Source organism: Streptomyces sp. NBC_00019, from assembly GCF_045041015.1.
Taxonomy (GTDB): domain Bacteria; phylum Actinomycetota; class Actinomycetes; order Streptomycetales; family Streptomycetaceae; genus Streptomyces.
In genome coordinates, this window is record NZ_CP108302.1 from 1 (window position 1) to 14,439 (window position 14,439).

Annotated in this window: 11 protein-coding genes; 10 read left to right on the forward strand and 1 reads right to left on the reverse strand. The window is 69.0% G+C overall.

Annotated features, from left to right (window positions below; genetic code table 11):
* Positions 1-517: 517 nt before the first annotated feature.
* Complete coding sequence (locus OHU89_RS00005) at positions 518-3,082, forward strand: Helicase associated domain protein (RefSeq protein WP_331737248.1); 2,565 nt, start codon at positions 518-520, stop codon at positions 3,080-3,082.
* A gap of 443 nt (positions 3,083-3,525) precedes the next feature.
* Complete coding sequence (locus OHU89_RS00010) at positions 3,526-4,518, forward strand: DNA-binding protein (RefSeq protein WP_405638624.1); 993 nt, start codon at positions 3,526-3,528, stop codon at positions 4,516-4,518.
* Here the strand turns inward: OHU89_RS00010 and OHU89_RS00015 are convergent.
* Positions 4,461-5,641 (reverse strand): IS3 family transposase gene (locus OHU89_RS00015; RefSeq protein WP_331737784.1). Its coding sequence is split into 2 segments (ribosomal slippage): positions 4,461-5,377 and positions 5,377-5,641, totalling 1,182 coding nucleotides; the frame shifts between segments, so codons are not numbered across the junction. The genes OHU89_RS00010 and OHU89_RS00015 overlap by 58 nt on opposite strands.
* Positions 5,642-5,936: 295 nt before the next feature.
* Between OHU89_RS00015 and OHU89_RS00020 the strand changes: the two genes are divergently transcribed.
* The 8 genes from OHU89_RS00020 to OHU89_RS00055 all read left to right on the forward strand — a co-directional run bounded on the left by OHU89_RS00020 (position 5,937) and on the right by OHU89_RS00055 (position 14,359).
* Positions 5,937-6,764, forward strand: a complete 828-nt coding sequence (locus tag OHU89_RS00020; RefSeq protein ID WP_405638625.1) for a TnsA-like heteromeric transposase endonuclease subunit — start codon at positions 5,937-5,939, stop codon at positions 6,762-6,764.
* A complete protein-coding gene (locus tag OHU89_RS00025) occupies positions 6,761-8,893 on the forward strand; it encodes a transposase (protein WP_331737782.1) in 2,133 nt (710 codons plus the stop codon). The genes OHU89_RS00020 and OHU89_RS00025 overlap by 4 nt, the downstream gene beginning before the upstream one ends.
* A gap of 107 nt (positions 8,894-9,000) precedes the next feature.
* Entirely contained in the window at positions 9,001-9,969 is a 969-nt protein-coding gene (locus tag OHU89_RS00030; protein WP_331737819.1) for a TniB family NTP-binding protein, read from the forward strand.
* A 308-nt stretch (positions 9,970-10,277) separates the two neighbouring features.
* Positions 10,278-10,859: an acyl-CoA dehydrogenase family protein gene (locus tag OHU89_RS00035; RefSeq protein ID WP_331737779.1), complete on the forward strand. Its 582-nt coding sequence runs from the start codon at positions 10,278-10,280 to the stop codon at positions 10,857-10,859.
* A gap of 1,053 nt (positions 10,860-11,912) precedes the next feature.
* Positions 11,913-12,116: an acyl-CoA dehydrogenase family protein gene (locus tag OHU89_RS00040; RefSeq protein WP_405638626.1), complete on the forward strand. Its 204-nt coding sequence runs from the start codon at positions 11,913-11,915 to the stop codon at positions 12,114-12,116.
* 309 nt (positions 12,117-12,425) lie between these two features.
* Positions 12,426-12,899, forward strand: coding sequence for a hypothetical protein (locus OHU89_RS00045; protein WP_405638627.1), 474 nt, complete (start codon positions 12,426-12,428; stop codon positions 12,897-12,899).
* A 35-nt stretch (positions 12,900-12,934) separates the two neighbouring features.
* Positions 12,935-13,558, forward strand: a complete 624-nt coding sequence (locus OHU89_RS00050; protein ID WP_331737772.1) for a hypothetical protein — start codon at positions 12,935-12,937, stop codon at positions 13,556-13,558.
* Positions 13,559-13,651: 93 nt separating this feature from the next.
* The gene (locus tag OHU89_RS00055) at positions 13,652-14,359 is read left to right on the forward strand and encodes a helix-turn-helix domain-containing protein (protein WP_331737771.1); all 708 of its coding nucleotides are present in this window, start codon (positions 13,652-13,654) and stop codon (positions 14,357-14,359) included.
* Positions 14,360-14,439: the final 80 nt, after the last annotated feature.

The window sequence follows — 14,439 nt, forward strand, 5'->3', positions numbered from 1 at the left end:
CGCCGCCGCTACGCGGCGGCCCTCTGCGAGCGCTCCGCGCTCGCCTTTCCGGCGGCTCCGCCGCCGGCGCGGGCCACTCCGTGGCCTGGAGACCGGATCGCTCCGCGATCCGGGTGACGGAGTCCGCTCCGCGGCCTCCTTGAAGGCGCCAGCAACAAGGAGGGTTACTCATGGGCTGCTTGACGGGCTGTCAGGAGTTGCTGGCGATCCGTCACCTGAAACAGGCTGACGGTTGACGGTGCGGAACACCGTACCGCTCGGAGAAAAGAGAACCGGGTCCGATCGGGTTGAGACTCCGACCATGCCAGTCCGACCACTTCGAACCAACCCCAGCCAAGCTGGTGTGTCAAAAGGTGAGTCGAGGTAGCTTGGAACCTCAGAGCGCATACCCTTTTGTTCGGGAGGAGCAAGAGAAAGAGTCAGGGATTCAGCGGACAATTATTTCCATCATTTCCCGATTATTCGGCTGACCAACGCCAAAGAATTTAGCAGAGAAACCCCGTAGCGGGAGAGAAGAATGTCGACAGGACAGGTACTGAGGCCGCATCAGGTCGAGGCGGTCGACGGGATCCTGAGGGTCCTTCAGACGCCTGCAGACGGGCACCTGCCGGACAAGGGGCTGCGGTGCCAGTGCATCGCAGCCACCGGCTCCGGCAAGACCCTCATCGCCGCCGCCACGGCCCAGAAGCTGGGCGCGCGGCGGGTGTTGGTGCTGATGCCGACGTTGAACCTGCTCGTGCAGACCGCGGCCGCCTGGCGGCAGGGGGGTGGCCGGTCCGGGGCGATGATCGGGGCGTGCTCGCTGCCCGCCTCGGACTCTCAGGGGGTCCCTTGCACCACGGATGTGGATGAACTCCTCGCGTGGACACGGGACTTGGACACGGTGACGGTGTTCGGCACGTACGCGTCCGTCGGTGTTCTCCAGCGGGCGCACGCGGCCGGTCTTGCGGCGTGGGACCTGGTGGTGGTCGACGAGGCGCACCGCACCAGCGGGGACGGGCTGAAACCGTGGGCTGCGGTGCACGACCAGCAGAAGATCCCCGCCGCGCGACGGCTGTACATGACGGCAACGCCGCGGGTGTGGGAGGCCGGCGAGGCGCGGTTGGTGCCGCGGCTGGTGGCGAGCATGAGTGAGAACTCCCCCGTCTTCGGGCCCGTCGCCTACAAGCTCACCCTGTCCGAGGCCATCGGACGCGGCCTGATCGCGCCCTACCAGGTCGTGTGCGTCGACATCCGTGACCCGGAGTACGGGCGCCGGGAGCAGCTCGGTTCGGGCACGGAGCGGGTGCGGGGGGCGCGGCTGGCCGCGCTGCAGGCCGGCGTGCTCACCGCGGCCGCCGGGGAGAACCTGCGCAAGCTCCTCACGTTCCACTCCCGCGTCGCCGAGGCCGAGGCCATGGCCGAAGGCATCGTGGACGTCGCGACCAGGTTGTGGGAGGACGATCCGCGCACGTATCCGGACCCGAAGCGGGTGTGGGCGAACTGGCTGCACGGCGAGCATGCGCCGGCGCATCGGCGTGCGGTGTTGGAGGAGTTCGACTCCGATGTCATCGAGCACCCGGCACACGAAGACGCCGGGCCCGAGCTACTGCCCGCCGCGCTGCGCGTCCTGGCTTCGGTCAAGGTGCTGGGCGAAGGCGTCGATACGGTCGCAGACTCGATTGCATTCGGCGATGTGCGCGGCTCGATGGTCGATATCGTGCAAATGGTCGGCCGCGCACTTCGAATGCGGCCAGGGCAGGGGAAAATCGCTTCCCTGATCGTTCCGGTATTCCTCGCCGAGGACGAGAACCCCGACGACATGCTCACTTCTCCGGCGTACGGGGCCTTGGCGAAGGTCTTGGAAGCGTTGCGTGCTCACGACGCGGACACCATCGAGGCACTCGCCGACTCCCGTCCCCGCAGCGGTAGTTGGGCACAAGAGGACGCTGATGCGGACGAGGCTGGTGATGGCGAGCGCGAATTCCTGGGTGCCGTCGAGGACCTGAACGGCGGTGAGCCGGCGAATCCGGTGAGCGCGGGGGCGCGGGAGCTGCTGAAGTTCTCCAGCCCGCGCGATCCGGCGCAGCTGGCCCGGTTCGTGAGGCTGCGGGTGCTGGAACCCGAGGGCGAGTACTGGCGGCGCGGGATCGAGGCCGCGGCCCGGTACGTGAAGGAGACCAGCGCGAGGCATCTGCGCGTGCCGTACGACTTCGTCACGCCCGAGGACTGGTCCCCGGCCGGCTTCCCGCTCGGGGTGTGGCTGAAGACGCAGCGCCAGGCCAACAAGGCGGGGCGTCTGGACGGCGAGCGGGTCGCCGAGCTCGATGCGCTGGGGATGGTGTGGTCCCACCAGGACCTCGCCTTCGAAGAAGGCCTCGCCGCGGCGCGGGAATGGGCTGGTGAGCACGGGCACTTCCTGCCCCCGGTGGGTGCGGTGTGGAACGGCTACCCGGTCGGGAACTGGGCCAAGGCGCAGCGCGCCGCAGCGATGCTGGCCGACGAGATCGAGGCGCGGGGCGCGGTTGGCGAGCCGGTCGGCTCTCAGGCCGGTGCCTTGCCCGCCTCGCGACGCGAGGCGTTGGAGGAGATCGATCCCGAGTGGTGCCCGGCCTGGGACATCGGCTGGCAGCGCGCCTTCCGCCTCGTACGCATCCATGTCACGGCGGGCGGCTCGGTGCCGGGCGAGCCGGGTGACGTCGTCGTCCAGGGCGAGGATCTGGGGCGCTGGGTTAAGACACAGCGGCTTGCCTGGGATCGGCTGCCGATTGCGCAGGTGTGGCTGCTCGAGAACGTCCTCGGCCTCGAACCTGCGGGTGAGGATGAGCGCCCCGTGCGCCGGACGCAGGACGACAAGTGGATGCTCAACCTCGCCGCGGCACGCCAGTTCCACGCCCGCGAAGGACACCTGAACGTGCCGAGGAAGCACGTCGAGGAGCTGCCGGTCGCCCTCGCCGGACCCGCCGCCACCGGGCGCGAGATCACCCCCGAGGACACCGTCCTGGTCGACCTGGGCATGTGGCTCGCCAACGTACGCCGCCGCGCCGACAAACTCACCGACCAACGACGAGGCGACCTCGACGTACTCGGCATGCGCTGGTGAAGGGCCAGAAGGTGGCGAGCGCGGTGAATGGGTCTTGCAAGCGTGGCGGTGCTCGGGGTCGCGGGGTCTTCCGTGTGGTGCCGTTAGGTGGGGAGACGACATTCTCATTGATCTGTCGCCTCGCGGGCCGGTACGGGATGCCAGAGGCGGCGTTGCGCTCGGAATGGCGGTGGCACGGCTCGCGGCCCCGGCATCCGGGCGGGGGCGTGAGGGCGGATGCCGAGGTGGTACTGAATACGGCGGGGCGGCAGGTGCTGGCGGGCTTGTGCGGTGTCGACGGCGCGGTGATGACGCGAGCATTGCCCTCTTGGGCGCACGAGGATGCCGCGTTGGAGGACAAGGGCGCCGGGGAGCCGGCGGCTGTCTGGCGTGTGGGTGGTGCGGTGGCGGGGCCCGTGGCCTTCGGCTGCCGCTTGTGTGCTGCACGGCGGTCGGGTGCGCCTGTGGGGTGGGTGCGGTACGCGGCGCGGTGGGAGCGGGTGTGTGTGCGGCACGGGCGGTGGCAGCTGGATGCGGACGCCGACCAGGAGTTGGAGTATCTGGATCTGCGGAGCCTTCCGGAGGTGGTCGCGGCGCGGCGGCGGTGGGCGGGTGTGGCGCGGCGGGCGGTGCGCAGCGGGGTGGAGCCTGAGCGGGTGTTCGCGCTGGCGTATGCGGTGGTGGCCCGGTGGTGGGAGCAGGCGCTGCACTGGGAGGAGGAGAAGGTGTGGCCGCGGCGGCTGCACCAGGTCGCCGGCGGTAATGCGGGCGGGGAGCTGGAGCGGTGGCGGATCGTGGGACGCGATGCGGTCATCTTCCCCGAAGTGGTCGCTGTCGCGGACGCGTTGCTGGATCCGGTCATGGAGCAGCTGGTGTGGGTGGACAGTGGGGCGGAGCGGCCGCGGCCGCTGCCCGTCGACGGGGCGTTCTGCCGGGCTCTGGGCGAGCGTGTGGGCCGGCCGTGGCTGGGCCCGCTGGCGGCGACCGACTATGGCGGACCTTTGATCGCTTGGATGGGAGCCGTTGTACGGGCGCGCCGCGGCCATAACAGGCCTGATCCGTATGCGAAGGATCGGTGGTGGGTGCGCCAGGAGCTTCAACCCGCCACTATGGCTGGGCAGTTGCGGGTGCGGGCCAAGGAGAAGAGGGCGCCCGGTTCGGGCACGAACTGGCGTGCTGTGGTGCCTGCCGAACAGCGTTTCCTGATCACCAACCTCCTCGGTGAAGCCGAGGAGCAGGTGTTGCTCCTGCGCGGCGCGCAGGTCGGGCCGACCGCTGATGCGGCCCGGTATCTGCTGGAGACGCTGAGCCGTGGCACCGAGCTCCTCGACCGGGCGCTGATGCAGATCATGGCCGTGAGGGGCCTCGCGTTTTCCGGACAGGCTTCTGACCGTTTGTTTCACGCGGCGATTCGCAACGTCTCGTACTCGGCGTGGACTTCGCGCGGAGGGCGGTAACCCACCGCCGAATGGAGGCGTTTGCGATTGTACCAGAATTCGATGTAGCGAGTGATGTCCTGCCGGGCGTCCTCGCGGGTCAGGTAAGTCACCCTTGATACGCGCTCGTTCTTCAGGGCGCCGAAGAATGATTCGGCCATGGCGTTGTCGAAACAGATCCCGGTGCGGCCGGCAGATCTGCGGAGCCCGAAGTGGTCCAGCATCCTCCCGAACTCGGCTGACATGTAGTTACTTCCGCGATCCGAGTGAAATATCGCGTCGGCCGCGAGGTTCCTGTTCCGTGCCGCGTTACGGATCGCCCTGGATATCAGGGGGGTTTGGTAGTGGTCGTCCATCGCGTAACCGATGACTTCCTTCGTGCAGCAGTCGATGACCGTTGCGAGGTACAGCCAGCCTTCCCCGGTCGCGATATAGGTAATGTCACCGACGAGCTTCTCGCCGGGCGCATCCGCGGTGAAGTCGCGGCCGACGAGGTCCGGCACCTGGCCGGCCGCAGCCTGAGTGAGGTTGAACCTCTTCGGCTGTGGCAGGCAGGGCACCAGGCCCAGTTCGCGCATGAGGCGGCGGACCAACTCCACGCCCGCGGCGACGCCCCAGCGGTGCAGCTGGGCCTGGATGCGCCGGTGCCCATAGGTGCTGTCGGACATGTCGAAGGCTTCCTCGATGAGCAATTTCAGTTCTTCGCGCCGCTGAGCTGTCGCGGATTCCGGGCGGGATCGCCAGTCGTAGTAGCCGGATCTGGAGACGCCAAGTCGGCCGCACATGAACTCGACGCTGTATGCGCACTTCTCGGTGTCGAGCCGCATCTCGTCGATGAACTCGTACTTGCTTGCTACCGGGGATCCTTCGCGAAGTACGCTGCGGCTTTTTTCAGGAAGGTAACTTCCATCTCCAGCTCGCGGTTGCGTCGTTCGAGTTCCTTCAGGCGCGCCCGCTCGTTCACCGTCAGTTCCGCATCGGGGGCCGGTTCCTGCTGCTTCTGGTACTTCTTCACCCAGCCGCGTAGCGTCTCCGAGTTCAGCTCAAGCTCCCGGGCGACTTCGGAGATCGTCTTGCTTGACCTCAACGCGATCTGGACGGCTTCCTCGCGGAACTCCGGCGAGTACTTACTGGGTGGCGCCACTTCTTCCTCGTTTCCTTGTTCAGGACAACCCTATTGGGTGCCTGTCCGGAAACTTCGTGGCCCCTCACCGCCGCTGTGAACGCCGGAGTGGGACTGGAGGAGGTGGCCGGCTGGGCTCGGCTGTCGCCGGAGGAGGCGGCGGTGATTCTTGGGGCGTACCGGGGTGTGGACGGCCAGTAGGCCGGAGTGCTGCCGCTGCCGGGGACGGGGGCCGGGCGCTGGGTGTAGCGCATGGCGCGGTGTCGTGTGATCAGAACGCATAAAGCAGGTCCGGCGGAGCGGGAGCGCCGGTTGGGTGGGGTGGGTGATCGGCAGGAATGCGATGGGCCGGCCTGGTGACGGGCCGGGGCTGATGGATGTCGAAGCTGGGACAGAGTTCGAGGCCGTTTTCGTTGGTCCGGCGGGGCGGGCGGTGCGGCAGCAGTGGGCTGGCGCCGCGGTGACGGTGCCGTTTGAGGAGTTGGATCCGGTGTCGTCGTTCCCGGTGGTGCCGGGACGGCGGTGGGGGCCGGGGCTGTGGTGGTCGGCGACCACCGGGCGGCACGTGTTGGCGGGATCGCATGCGATGCGGGTGCAGTTGATGGTCCTCGACCGTGATCCGCGTGTGGTCGGGATGGCGGGCCGGCCGGTGCGGGTGCTGTGGCGGGATGGGCGGGGGCGGGAGCGGTCGTGGGTGCCGCAGCTCTTCGCCCGGTACGCGGACGGCACCGGCATGCTGGCCGACTGCCCCAGCCACGCCGAGGCCGGCGGGGAACGGGCGCTGCGGGCCGCGGCCGTGTTAGCGGAGGCGTGTGCGCAGGTGGGGTTCGTCTACCGGCGCTTGGAGCGGCTCGATGAGTTGGTCGAGGCCAATGTGAAGTGGCTGGCCGGCTACCGGCACCCACGAAATCGGGGACGGGCGGGACTGCTGGAGGACGTGGTTGAGGTGTTCTCGCAGCCGCGGCCGCTTGTCGAGGGGGTAGCGGCGGTTGGTGATCCGCTTGAGGTGCTTCCCGCCGCGTTCCACGCCCTGTGGGCCCACTTGTTGGTGGCGCCGCTGGATGTGGCGCTGCATGAACGTGTTCTGGTCCATGCCGTGCGGGAAGACGCTGAGGGCGCGAGGGTCCGCGGGGAGGCCAGGTGAGCGGGGTGAGGCCAGGCGGGCGGCCGGTGGTCGCGGTGGGGGCGTATGTACGGTTTCGCGGTCTGCGGTGGCAGGTCGTCGCGCTGGCCGGGCAGCAGTTTCATCTGACCGGTGAACAGGGAGCGGATGAGGTGGTGCTGGCCGGGCATCTGTTCGCCGATCCTGCCTTCGCGGTGCTGGGGGCGGAGCGGGCTCAGGCGGTGCCGCAGTGGGGGCTGTTCGAGACCGCCCCGGCCGCTGCGCGGGAGAAGGCGCTGGCCTGGCAGCGGCACATCCGGGAGGTGGAGTACGGGCGCCCCGATGGGGAGGACAGCGGCGGTCAGGTGCGGCCGGAGTACAACCCGGAGCGGTGGACGCTGGCCGAGCGGGAGCAGGCCAAGGCACGGGAGCTGACGGCGCTGGGCTTTGGTCGGGTATCGAGGTCGACAGTGCAGCGCATGCGGCTGGCCTACCGCAAGCAGGGGCTGTGGGGGCTGGTCGACCACCGCACCGCCCGCAGTCCTGGCGGCGGTGACGGGCGGCAGGACGAGCGGGTCGTTGCTGCGGTCAAGGACGTGCTGCGCGGCCAGCGGGGACGTTCCAAGGGCACCGTGAAGGCGCTGATGCCGCTGGTCGCGCAGCTTCTCAAGGACCGGCACGGGGACACGGTGGCGATGCCGGCGCAGGCCACCTTCTACCGGCTCGTCAACCAGCTCGCCCACCCAGCCGACCACCCGGGCACTGCGGTGCGCACGGCGCCGATCACGGACGACGGGCGCGCCCTCACCCCGACCGTGGCGCTGCGGCCCGGGGAGCAGGTCCAGATCGACACCACCTGCCTCGATGTCCTGGCGCTGTTCGAGGACGGCAGTGTGGGGCGCCCCGAGCTGACGATCGCTGTCGACGTGGCCACCCGGGCGGTCCTGGCGGCCGTGTTGCGCCCGGGTGGCACGCAGGCCGTGGACGCCGCCGTGCTGCTGGCCGAGATGGCTGTGCCGCACCCGGCGCGGCCGACCTGGCCCGATGCCCTGCGCTTGGCCCACAGTGCCCTGCTTCCCGGACAGCGGCTGCTGTCGCTGGACGAGCGTTTTGAAGGTGCGGCCGCACGGCCGGTGGTGGTACCGGAAACGGTCGTGGTGGACCGGGGAAAGGTGTTCCTGTCGAAGGCGTTCACGGGTGCCTGCCAAGCACTCGGGATCAGCGTGCAGGCCGCCCCGCCGTTCGCGCCGACAGCCAAGGGCATCGTGGAACGCACCTTCGGGTCGATCAACACCCTGTTCTGCCAGCACCTGCCCGGCTACACCGGCTCCAATGTCACCCGCCGCGGCAAGGATGTCGCACGTGAAGCCTGCTACAGCGTCGCGCAGCTGCAGGACCTCCTCGACGAGTGGCTCGTGCACTTCCACCATCGCCCCCACGAAGGGCTGCGGCATCCGCTCCTGCCGAAGATCGCGCTGTCCCCGAACCAGATGTGGGCGGCCCTGGTCGCCATCGCCGGATACGTGCCCGTGCCGTTGAGCGGCAGTGACTACCTGGAGCTGCTGCCGGTGCGGTGGCAGGCCATCACCGACCGCGGCATCCGCCTGCACCACCGCACCTACGACCACGACCTGCTCGGCCCCTACCGAGGCCAGACATCGGACGTGGCCGCCCGCGGCGGGAAATGGGAAGTCCACACCAACCCGCACGACGTACGCCAGATCTGGGTCCGCCTGCCCGGCCTCGGGCTGACGGAGATTCCCTGGATCCACCGTGAGCACGCCCACCGGCCGTTCAACGACCGCACCTGGCAGTACCTGCAGACGATCACCACCCGCCGCGACGGCCATGACCGCTACGAGGCAGATCTCGCCGAGGCCCTCGACCAGCTCATGCGCCGCGCCCGCGCCGGAACGGCCACCCGCGACGAGCAACACCTCCTGGCCCGTCACGCCCCCGTCCGCACTCCCCCACCACGAGCCGTTCCCGGGCCCGGCGTTCAGGAACAGGAGGAGGGCGCACCAGCCACCGCGGAGGCGGGAGGCGACAGCCTCGACGACCTCGACCAGGACACGCAGGGCGCCGCCGGGAACGAGGACGAGACCTTGGACGGTCCGGCGGTGGCCGGATACGGGCTCTACGACGCCCTGGAGGAGGCCCTCAAGTGGTGAACCACCACCGCCCCGGCACCGCCGGCACCGACACGATGGCGGGCGTGGGCAGGGGCGAAGAGAGTGTGCCCGCCGACGAGGATGCGGCGGCCGGCGGGGCGTGGCCGGTGACCACCTGGCAGGGCTGGCAGCACTTCGCCACCACCCCGCCCCTCGCACCGCCCGCCCCCGGCGACCCGGCGCGCAGCGAGGAGGAACGCCTGGCCTACCACTCCGCGTTCGTCACCGTACGCACCCCGGCCATCGACACGCTCACCACGAACGTACGGACCCTGATGATCCTGGGACGGCACCAGCAGACCACCGCCCGCCCCTCACTGATCGTCACCGGCCCGGCGGCCGCCGGGAAAACCACCGCCCTGCTCCACGTCGGCCGGGCCTGCCACCTCGCGCACAGCCACAATCACCCGCCGCCGGCGGGCTCCGCGCACCCCCAGGTGCCGGTGGCGTATGTACTGGTCCCACCTGCCGCGAGCGCGAAAGCACTCGCCACCGAGTTCGCCCGCTACCTCGGCATCCCCGTCACCACCCGCATGACCCAGGCCCAGATCACCGACGCCGTCTGCCACACCTACAACCGCGTGGGCGTCCGCCTGGTCATGATCGACGAGATCCACCGCCTCAACCCCCGCACCACCACCGGCGCCGAAACCGCAGACCTCCTCAAAGACCTCACCGAACGCATCCGGGCGACCTTCGTGTACGCGGGCATCGACGTCACCGGCACCGCTCTGTTCTCCGGAGTCCGCGGAGCCCAACTCGCCGCCCGCGCCAGCCTCGTGGAATGCGGAGCGTTCCCCGCACGCCTCGGAAAACACCAGCCGTTCAAAGAACTGATCACGGGCGTGGAAGCCGCCCTCGACCTCCGCGCACACCGGGCAGGCACCCTGGCCCGCCACGCCTCGTACCTCCATCAGCGGACCGCAGGAAGGATCGGGAGCCTGACCCGCCTCATCCGCCAAGCCGCGATCACCGCGATCCTCGACGGCACCGAACGCATCACCAAAACCAGCCTCGAGACGATCCGCCTCGACCACCTCGCCGAAACCCACCACCGCCCCACCGGCAGGAAGTAACCACCCACCAGGTGCTGAGCAGGACCAACCCCCTGGCCAGCACCAATGCAGCCGGTGCCCTTAGACGCAGAAGCCATCTGCAACAAACCCCAGAATTCTCAACAAAGTTGAGATAGCCCCTGTTCAGAGCATTACAAGCCCGCAGCGCCTTACCAACAACCCGTTCTCACCCAACCTGCAACACCCCAGCCCACCCCACACCCCGCACCCCAACCACCACCCCGCCAACGTCAACCGCCAAACTCGGCCTGCACGGCTTCAGCTTCGGACAGATCACCCTCGACCGCGTCCGCATCCCGCCACGCAACGTGCTCGGCGAGGTAGGCCAAGGGCTCGCCGTCGCCCAGTCCAGCAGCGTCCTCTACGGCCGCCCCAACCTCACCGCCCTATCCCTGGGCCTGCACGAGCAGGCCGTGGCCCTCACCGCCCGCTACCTCAGCCAGCGCCCCCGTTACACCGGCACGCTCGCCGATCTCTCCGTCGTACGCGACCGGCTCGGGCGGATGTCATCGAGGCTGATCATGGCGCGGATCCTCGCCTACCACGCTGTCGACATGCTCGACCACCACCTCGCCTGCGACGACGAACTCATCACCGCCAAAGCCCTCGGCCACGAACTCGCCGCCGAAACCGGCAACGACGCCATGCAACTCCACGCCGCCAACGGCCTGGGCACAGAACTACAGATCGGGCGCATCTGGCGCGACATGCAAACCACCTACGCCCCAGCCGGCACCGGCGAAATCCAACGCAAACGCCTCGCCGACACCCTCCTCCACCACCACACCGACACGACCGGTCCGGCCGACGAGCAACCACACCTCCCGTGGTCAGTGCTGCATGCCGCCCGCGGCCAGCCATCTGTCCCCGAACCACCCCTGCCCGTCTGACACTCCACGCTCCCGCGCACGGTCACTCCCCGTGACTCCCCACGATCGTGCGCGGACCCGTCCCACAGCCGGCCCCGCTCCGGCGCCGCCTGTGGGACACCCGGTGCGGCATCCGCAGTGGCCGCAGGTGCCGCACCGGACCCTCCGGCCAGGGAAACGACCCGGTGATCCGATCCCCGGCCGGAACCCGGTGCGGCGTACGTCCTGGGCAGACACGCGCCGCACCGGGCCCCAACTCCACAGCCCGCGGCAATCCCTCACTCCTGTCCGGCGGCCCGGATGACGACCGGGCCGGGTCGCCGGACAGGGCACACCCCCGGTGCGGGGATTCGTTCCCCCACGGCCCCCGCACCGGGCTTTCAACACGCCAGCTCCCTCCCAGCCGAAAAGGACAGACACCGTGCAGCTTGTTGCGACCCCGTTGGGAAAGCACCGCCTCATCCTGCGGCCCGGCAGCACCAAGGCCGTGCAACTCCCCCACGCCCGGTTCGAGGAGCTGCGCGCCCTGTCGCTTGCTTCTGCCTTTGTCCCCGAGTGGCTCATCCGCCCCGTCCGCGCGCAGTGGGGCGTGGATCTGGCCGGCTTAAGGGCCTGCGACGTGCTCATCATGCGTGAGGCTGGCCCGTACGAGTTCAGCCGCGCCACGTTGGAGATCAACCTCGGCTGTGACTACGACTGCGTCATGTGCTCGCTCGGCGCGAAGCGGCAATGGAGGAATTCCCGACACTCGAAGGAGGCTGATAGCCACCACCGCGCACCAGGCGACCCTCAGCCCAGAGGCAGACCCGGACCTGATCAAACGAGGTCGGCGTCCAAGCCGTGTTGCGGGTCAAGTACCGGTAGCCGACCCACTCCTGCGCCAGGCACTGACTGGCGGTCAGGAGGCCGACCACCTTCGCCCGGTGCGCCGCAGGCATCCACTCGACCAGGGCACGAGTCTCCCCTGCGTCGATGGCCTTCTCCTTCGCACCTCGTGCGAGTCCGAGCTCCAGGAGCGCGCCATAAAGTCGCTCAGTAGGCTGAACCGTTGGAAGGCCCCGCTCGCTGGCCGTCTTGGACGCGGACTTCCCCATCGAGCGCGTCTGGCGGGACATGCAGAGCACCTACGCACCCGCCGGGACCGGTGAGGTCCAGCGCCGGCGCCTCGCCGAGAACCTCCTCCAGCAGGAGGACGAGACCGGTGCGCGCACCCCGTGGTCCGTGTTGCATGCCGGGCGCTTCCAGCCCCCCATCGTCGACCAGCCAGTCGGCGTCTAGGAACTCCCGCGCACGCTCACCCCCGTGTGTCCGCAGGACCGTGCGCGGGTCCAACGTCTCACGCTCGGCACCCCCCGTGGCCGAGCGTGAGACACCGGCCCGGCGCGGGGAAGACGGTGCGGCTTCTCCTCCCCTATGAAGACGCCGCCTCCGCCCCCGCGCCGGGCGCCACCACCATCCCGCCGACCGCACAGGGAATGCCCCGTGACAGCCGTCCTGCCCGCCTTCGTCCCTCAGTTACTCAACCAGAGCAAAGACCCCACGGAGATTCCTCAGATCGACCCTTCGCACGCTGAAGGCTGGCTCAGCATGCTCGCGTCGAGGATCCTCAGCGTCCTCGACACGGGCACCTACCGGGCAGACGGCTCGTTCCTCGCCCACGGCTACGCGCATCTTCCCGTCGGGCTGCCGGACGGCCCCCTGACCTACCTTCGGGTGACGACACAGTCCGGCCTGGCGCCCTGGCCGGTACGCGCCACCTCCGTGGTCCTGACGCTCTCCGGCTCACTCGAGCTGGAGATGTACCAGGAGATGGACGACTCCCTCGCCCAATGGCCGCGCTACGCAAGCCTCTTCGGACCAGAAGAGGTGTTCGCCGTGCACGCGGAAACACTCTGCGCCACCCGAAGCAGCTCCGACGCCCTGCACCTGCTGGCCATCGAGCGGCCTGCGAAGCCTGGTGGTTCGCCACTCACCCCCGACGAATACTCCCGCGCCGCGCACCGGGCACGCGAGGTCCTCGAAGGCGTCTCACTGGCCAGTGCGGCAGGGAGGCGTCCCTGAAGACCGCAGACTCCTGGCTGCCGCAGGTCCCGTGTATGGACACGACCGACCTGGACTACGTGCAGCACGTCATGCGCAGCATTCTTGACCGGCTGGCCGCAGACCGGAACCTGCTCACCACGCTCGTCGACGAGGTCGTGCATCATCCCGCCCGCCTGGCAGCGAGCCGTGTCACGCTCCTGCTGAACCGGCTGTCGCTGTGGGAGGCCCCCGACCACAGCTTCGAAATCCGCCTCCATATGAACCCGCGGCCCGAGAACCAACTCGTACCGCACAACCACTGCTACGCGTTCGCCACACACATCCTGACGGGCGGCTACGTCCACGTAGTCCGGCGCCGCACCGACGGCTGGCAGGGCCCGTTCACCGGCGCCGACCTCCAGCCGGCCATCGTGACGATCGAACGCCCCGGTAGCTCGTACGCGCTCGATCACTTGATGGTGCACCAGGCCGCGATGACGCCCGACACCGTCACCCTCTTCATCCGCGGCCCCCGCCGAAAGACGGCCTCCCACGCCGCCGAGGAGCTCATGCCCTCCGAGCAGTCCTGGCCCGAGTCCGCCGTACCCGGCAACCAGCCCGAACAGTCACACTCCGCCACCGTCGACGAATCCCTGACGATGCGCCGCTACCTGCGAGACCGCCGAATCATCAACTGACCCCCGCCGGATTCCCCAGCCCCTACGCCGTAGCCGCCCGCCTGCGACACGACAGGCAACGGCGAACACCCCGAACGACACGAGGAGTTTGCGATGGCCGACGTACTGACGACCGATCCCCCCGCCTGGCACCACTACGACAACGGCGCCCGCGCCGTACAGGCCGGCTCCGGGCTGTGGGCCATGTCTCACAACAGCAGCGGCCAGCACATCGACTGCGTGAACGGCACTCGCCACGTGTCGCAGCGACCCTGGAATTCGCCTCACGGTGGAGCCTTCGGCGTCCTCCGGGAGACAGACACCACACAGGAGGATGCCATGCCAGCCCACCGCGCCCTGAACGCCAAACAGGAGAGAGAGGTCCGCACCCTCTACGCCCACGGCCTCAGCTCAACCGAGTTAGCCCAGCGGTACAGCGTCACGCACAAGACAATCCTCAAAGCCATCCCGCAGAGCGAGCGCCGGGTGCCGGGCGGAATCCCCCTGCGGCAGGACCTGCCGATGCACGAGATCGTGCCCCGGTACCAAAGCGGCGAGAGTGCAGCCGCCCTGGCCGACGAGTACGGGGTCAGCGCGACCACTTTGAAGACAAGGTTGCAGGACGCGGGCGCCATGAGCCCCCTCGCCCGGATCAGCACCCCTGAAGGTAACCGCGCCCTGGTCCAGGAGTACGAAAACGGGGCGACACTCGACAGTCTCTCTGCCCGCCACGGGCCGTCTCGACTCACGATAAAGCGGCTTCTGGAAGAGAACGGAGTGACGATCCGGCGGCGTGGCCCCAGAAGCAGCCGCAACCGCTGACAGGGGCCCGGCTGTGACGGAACAGCTTCTGACAGGTCATTGGGCCGGTTCGCCGTTGGCATCGATCTGAACCACTCCGG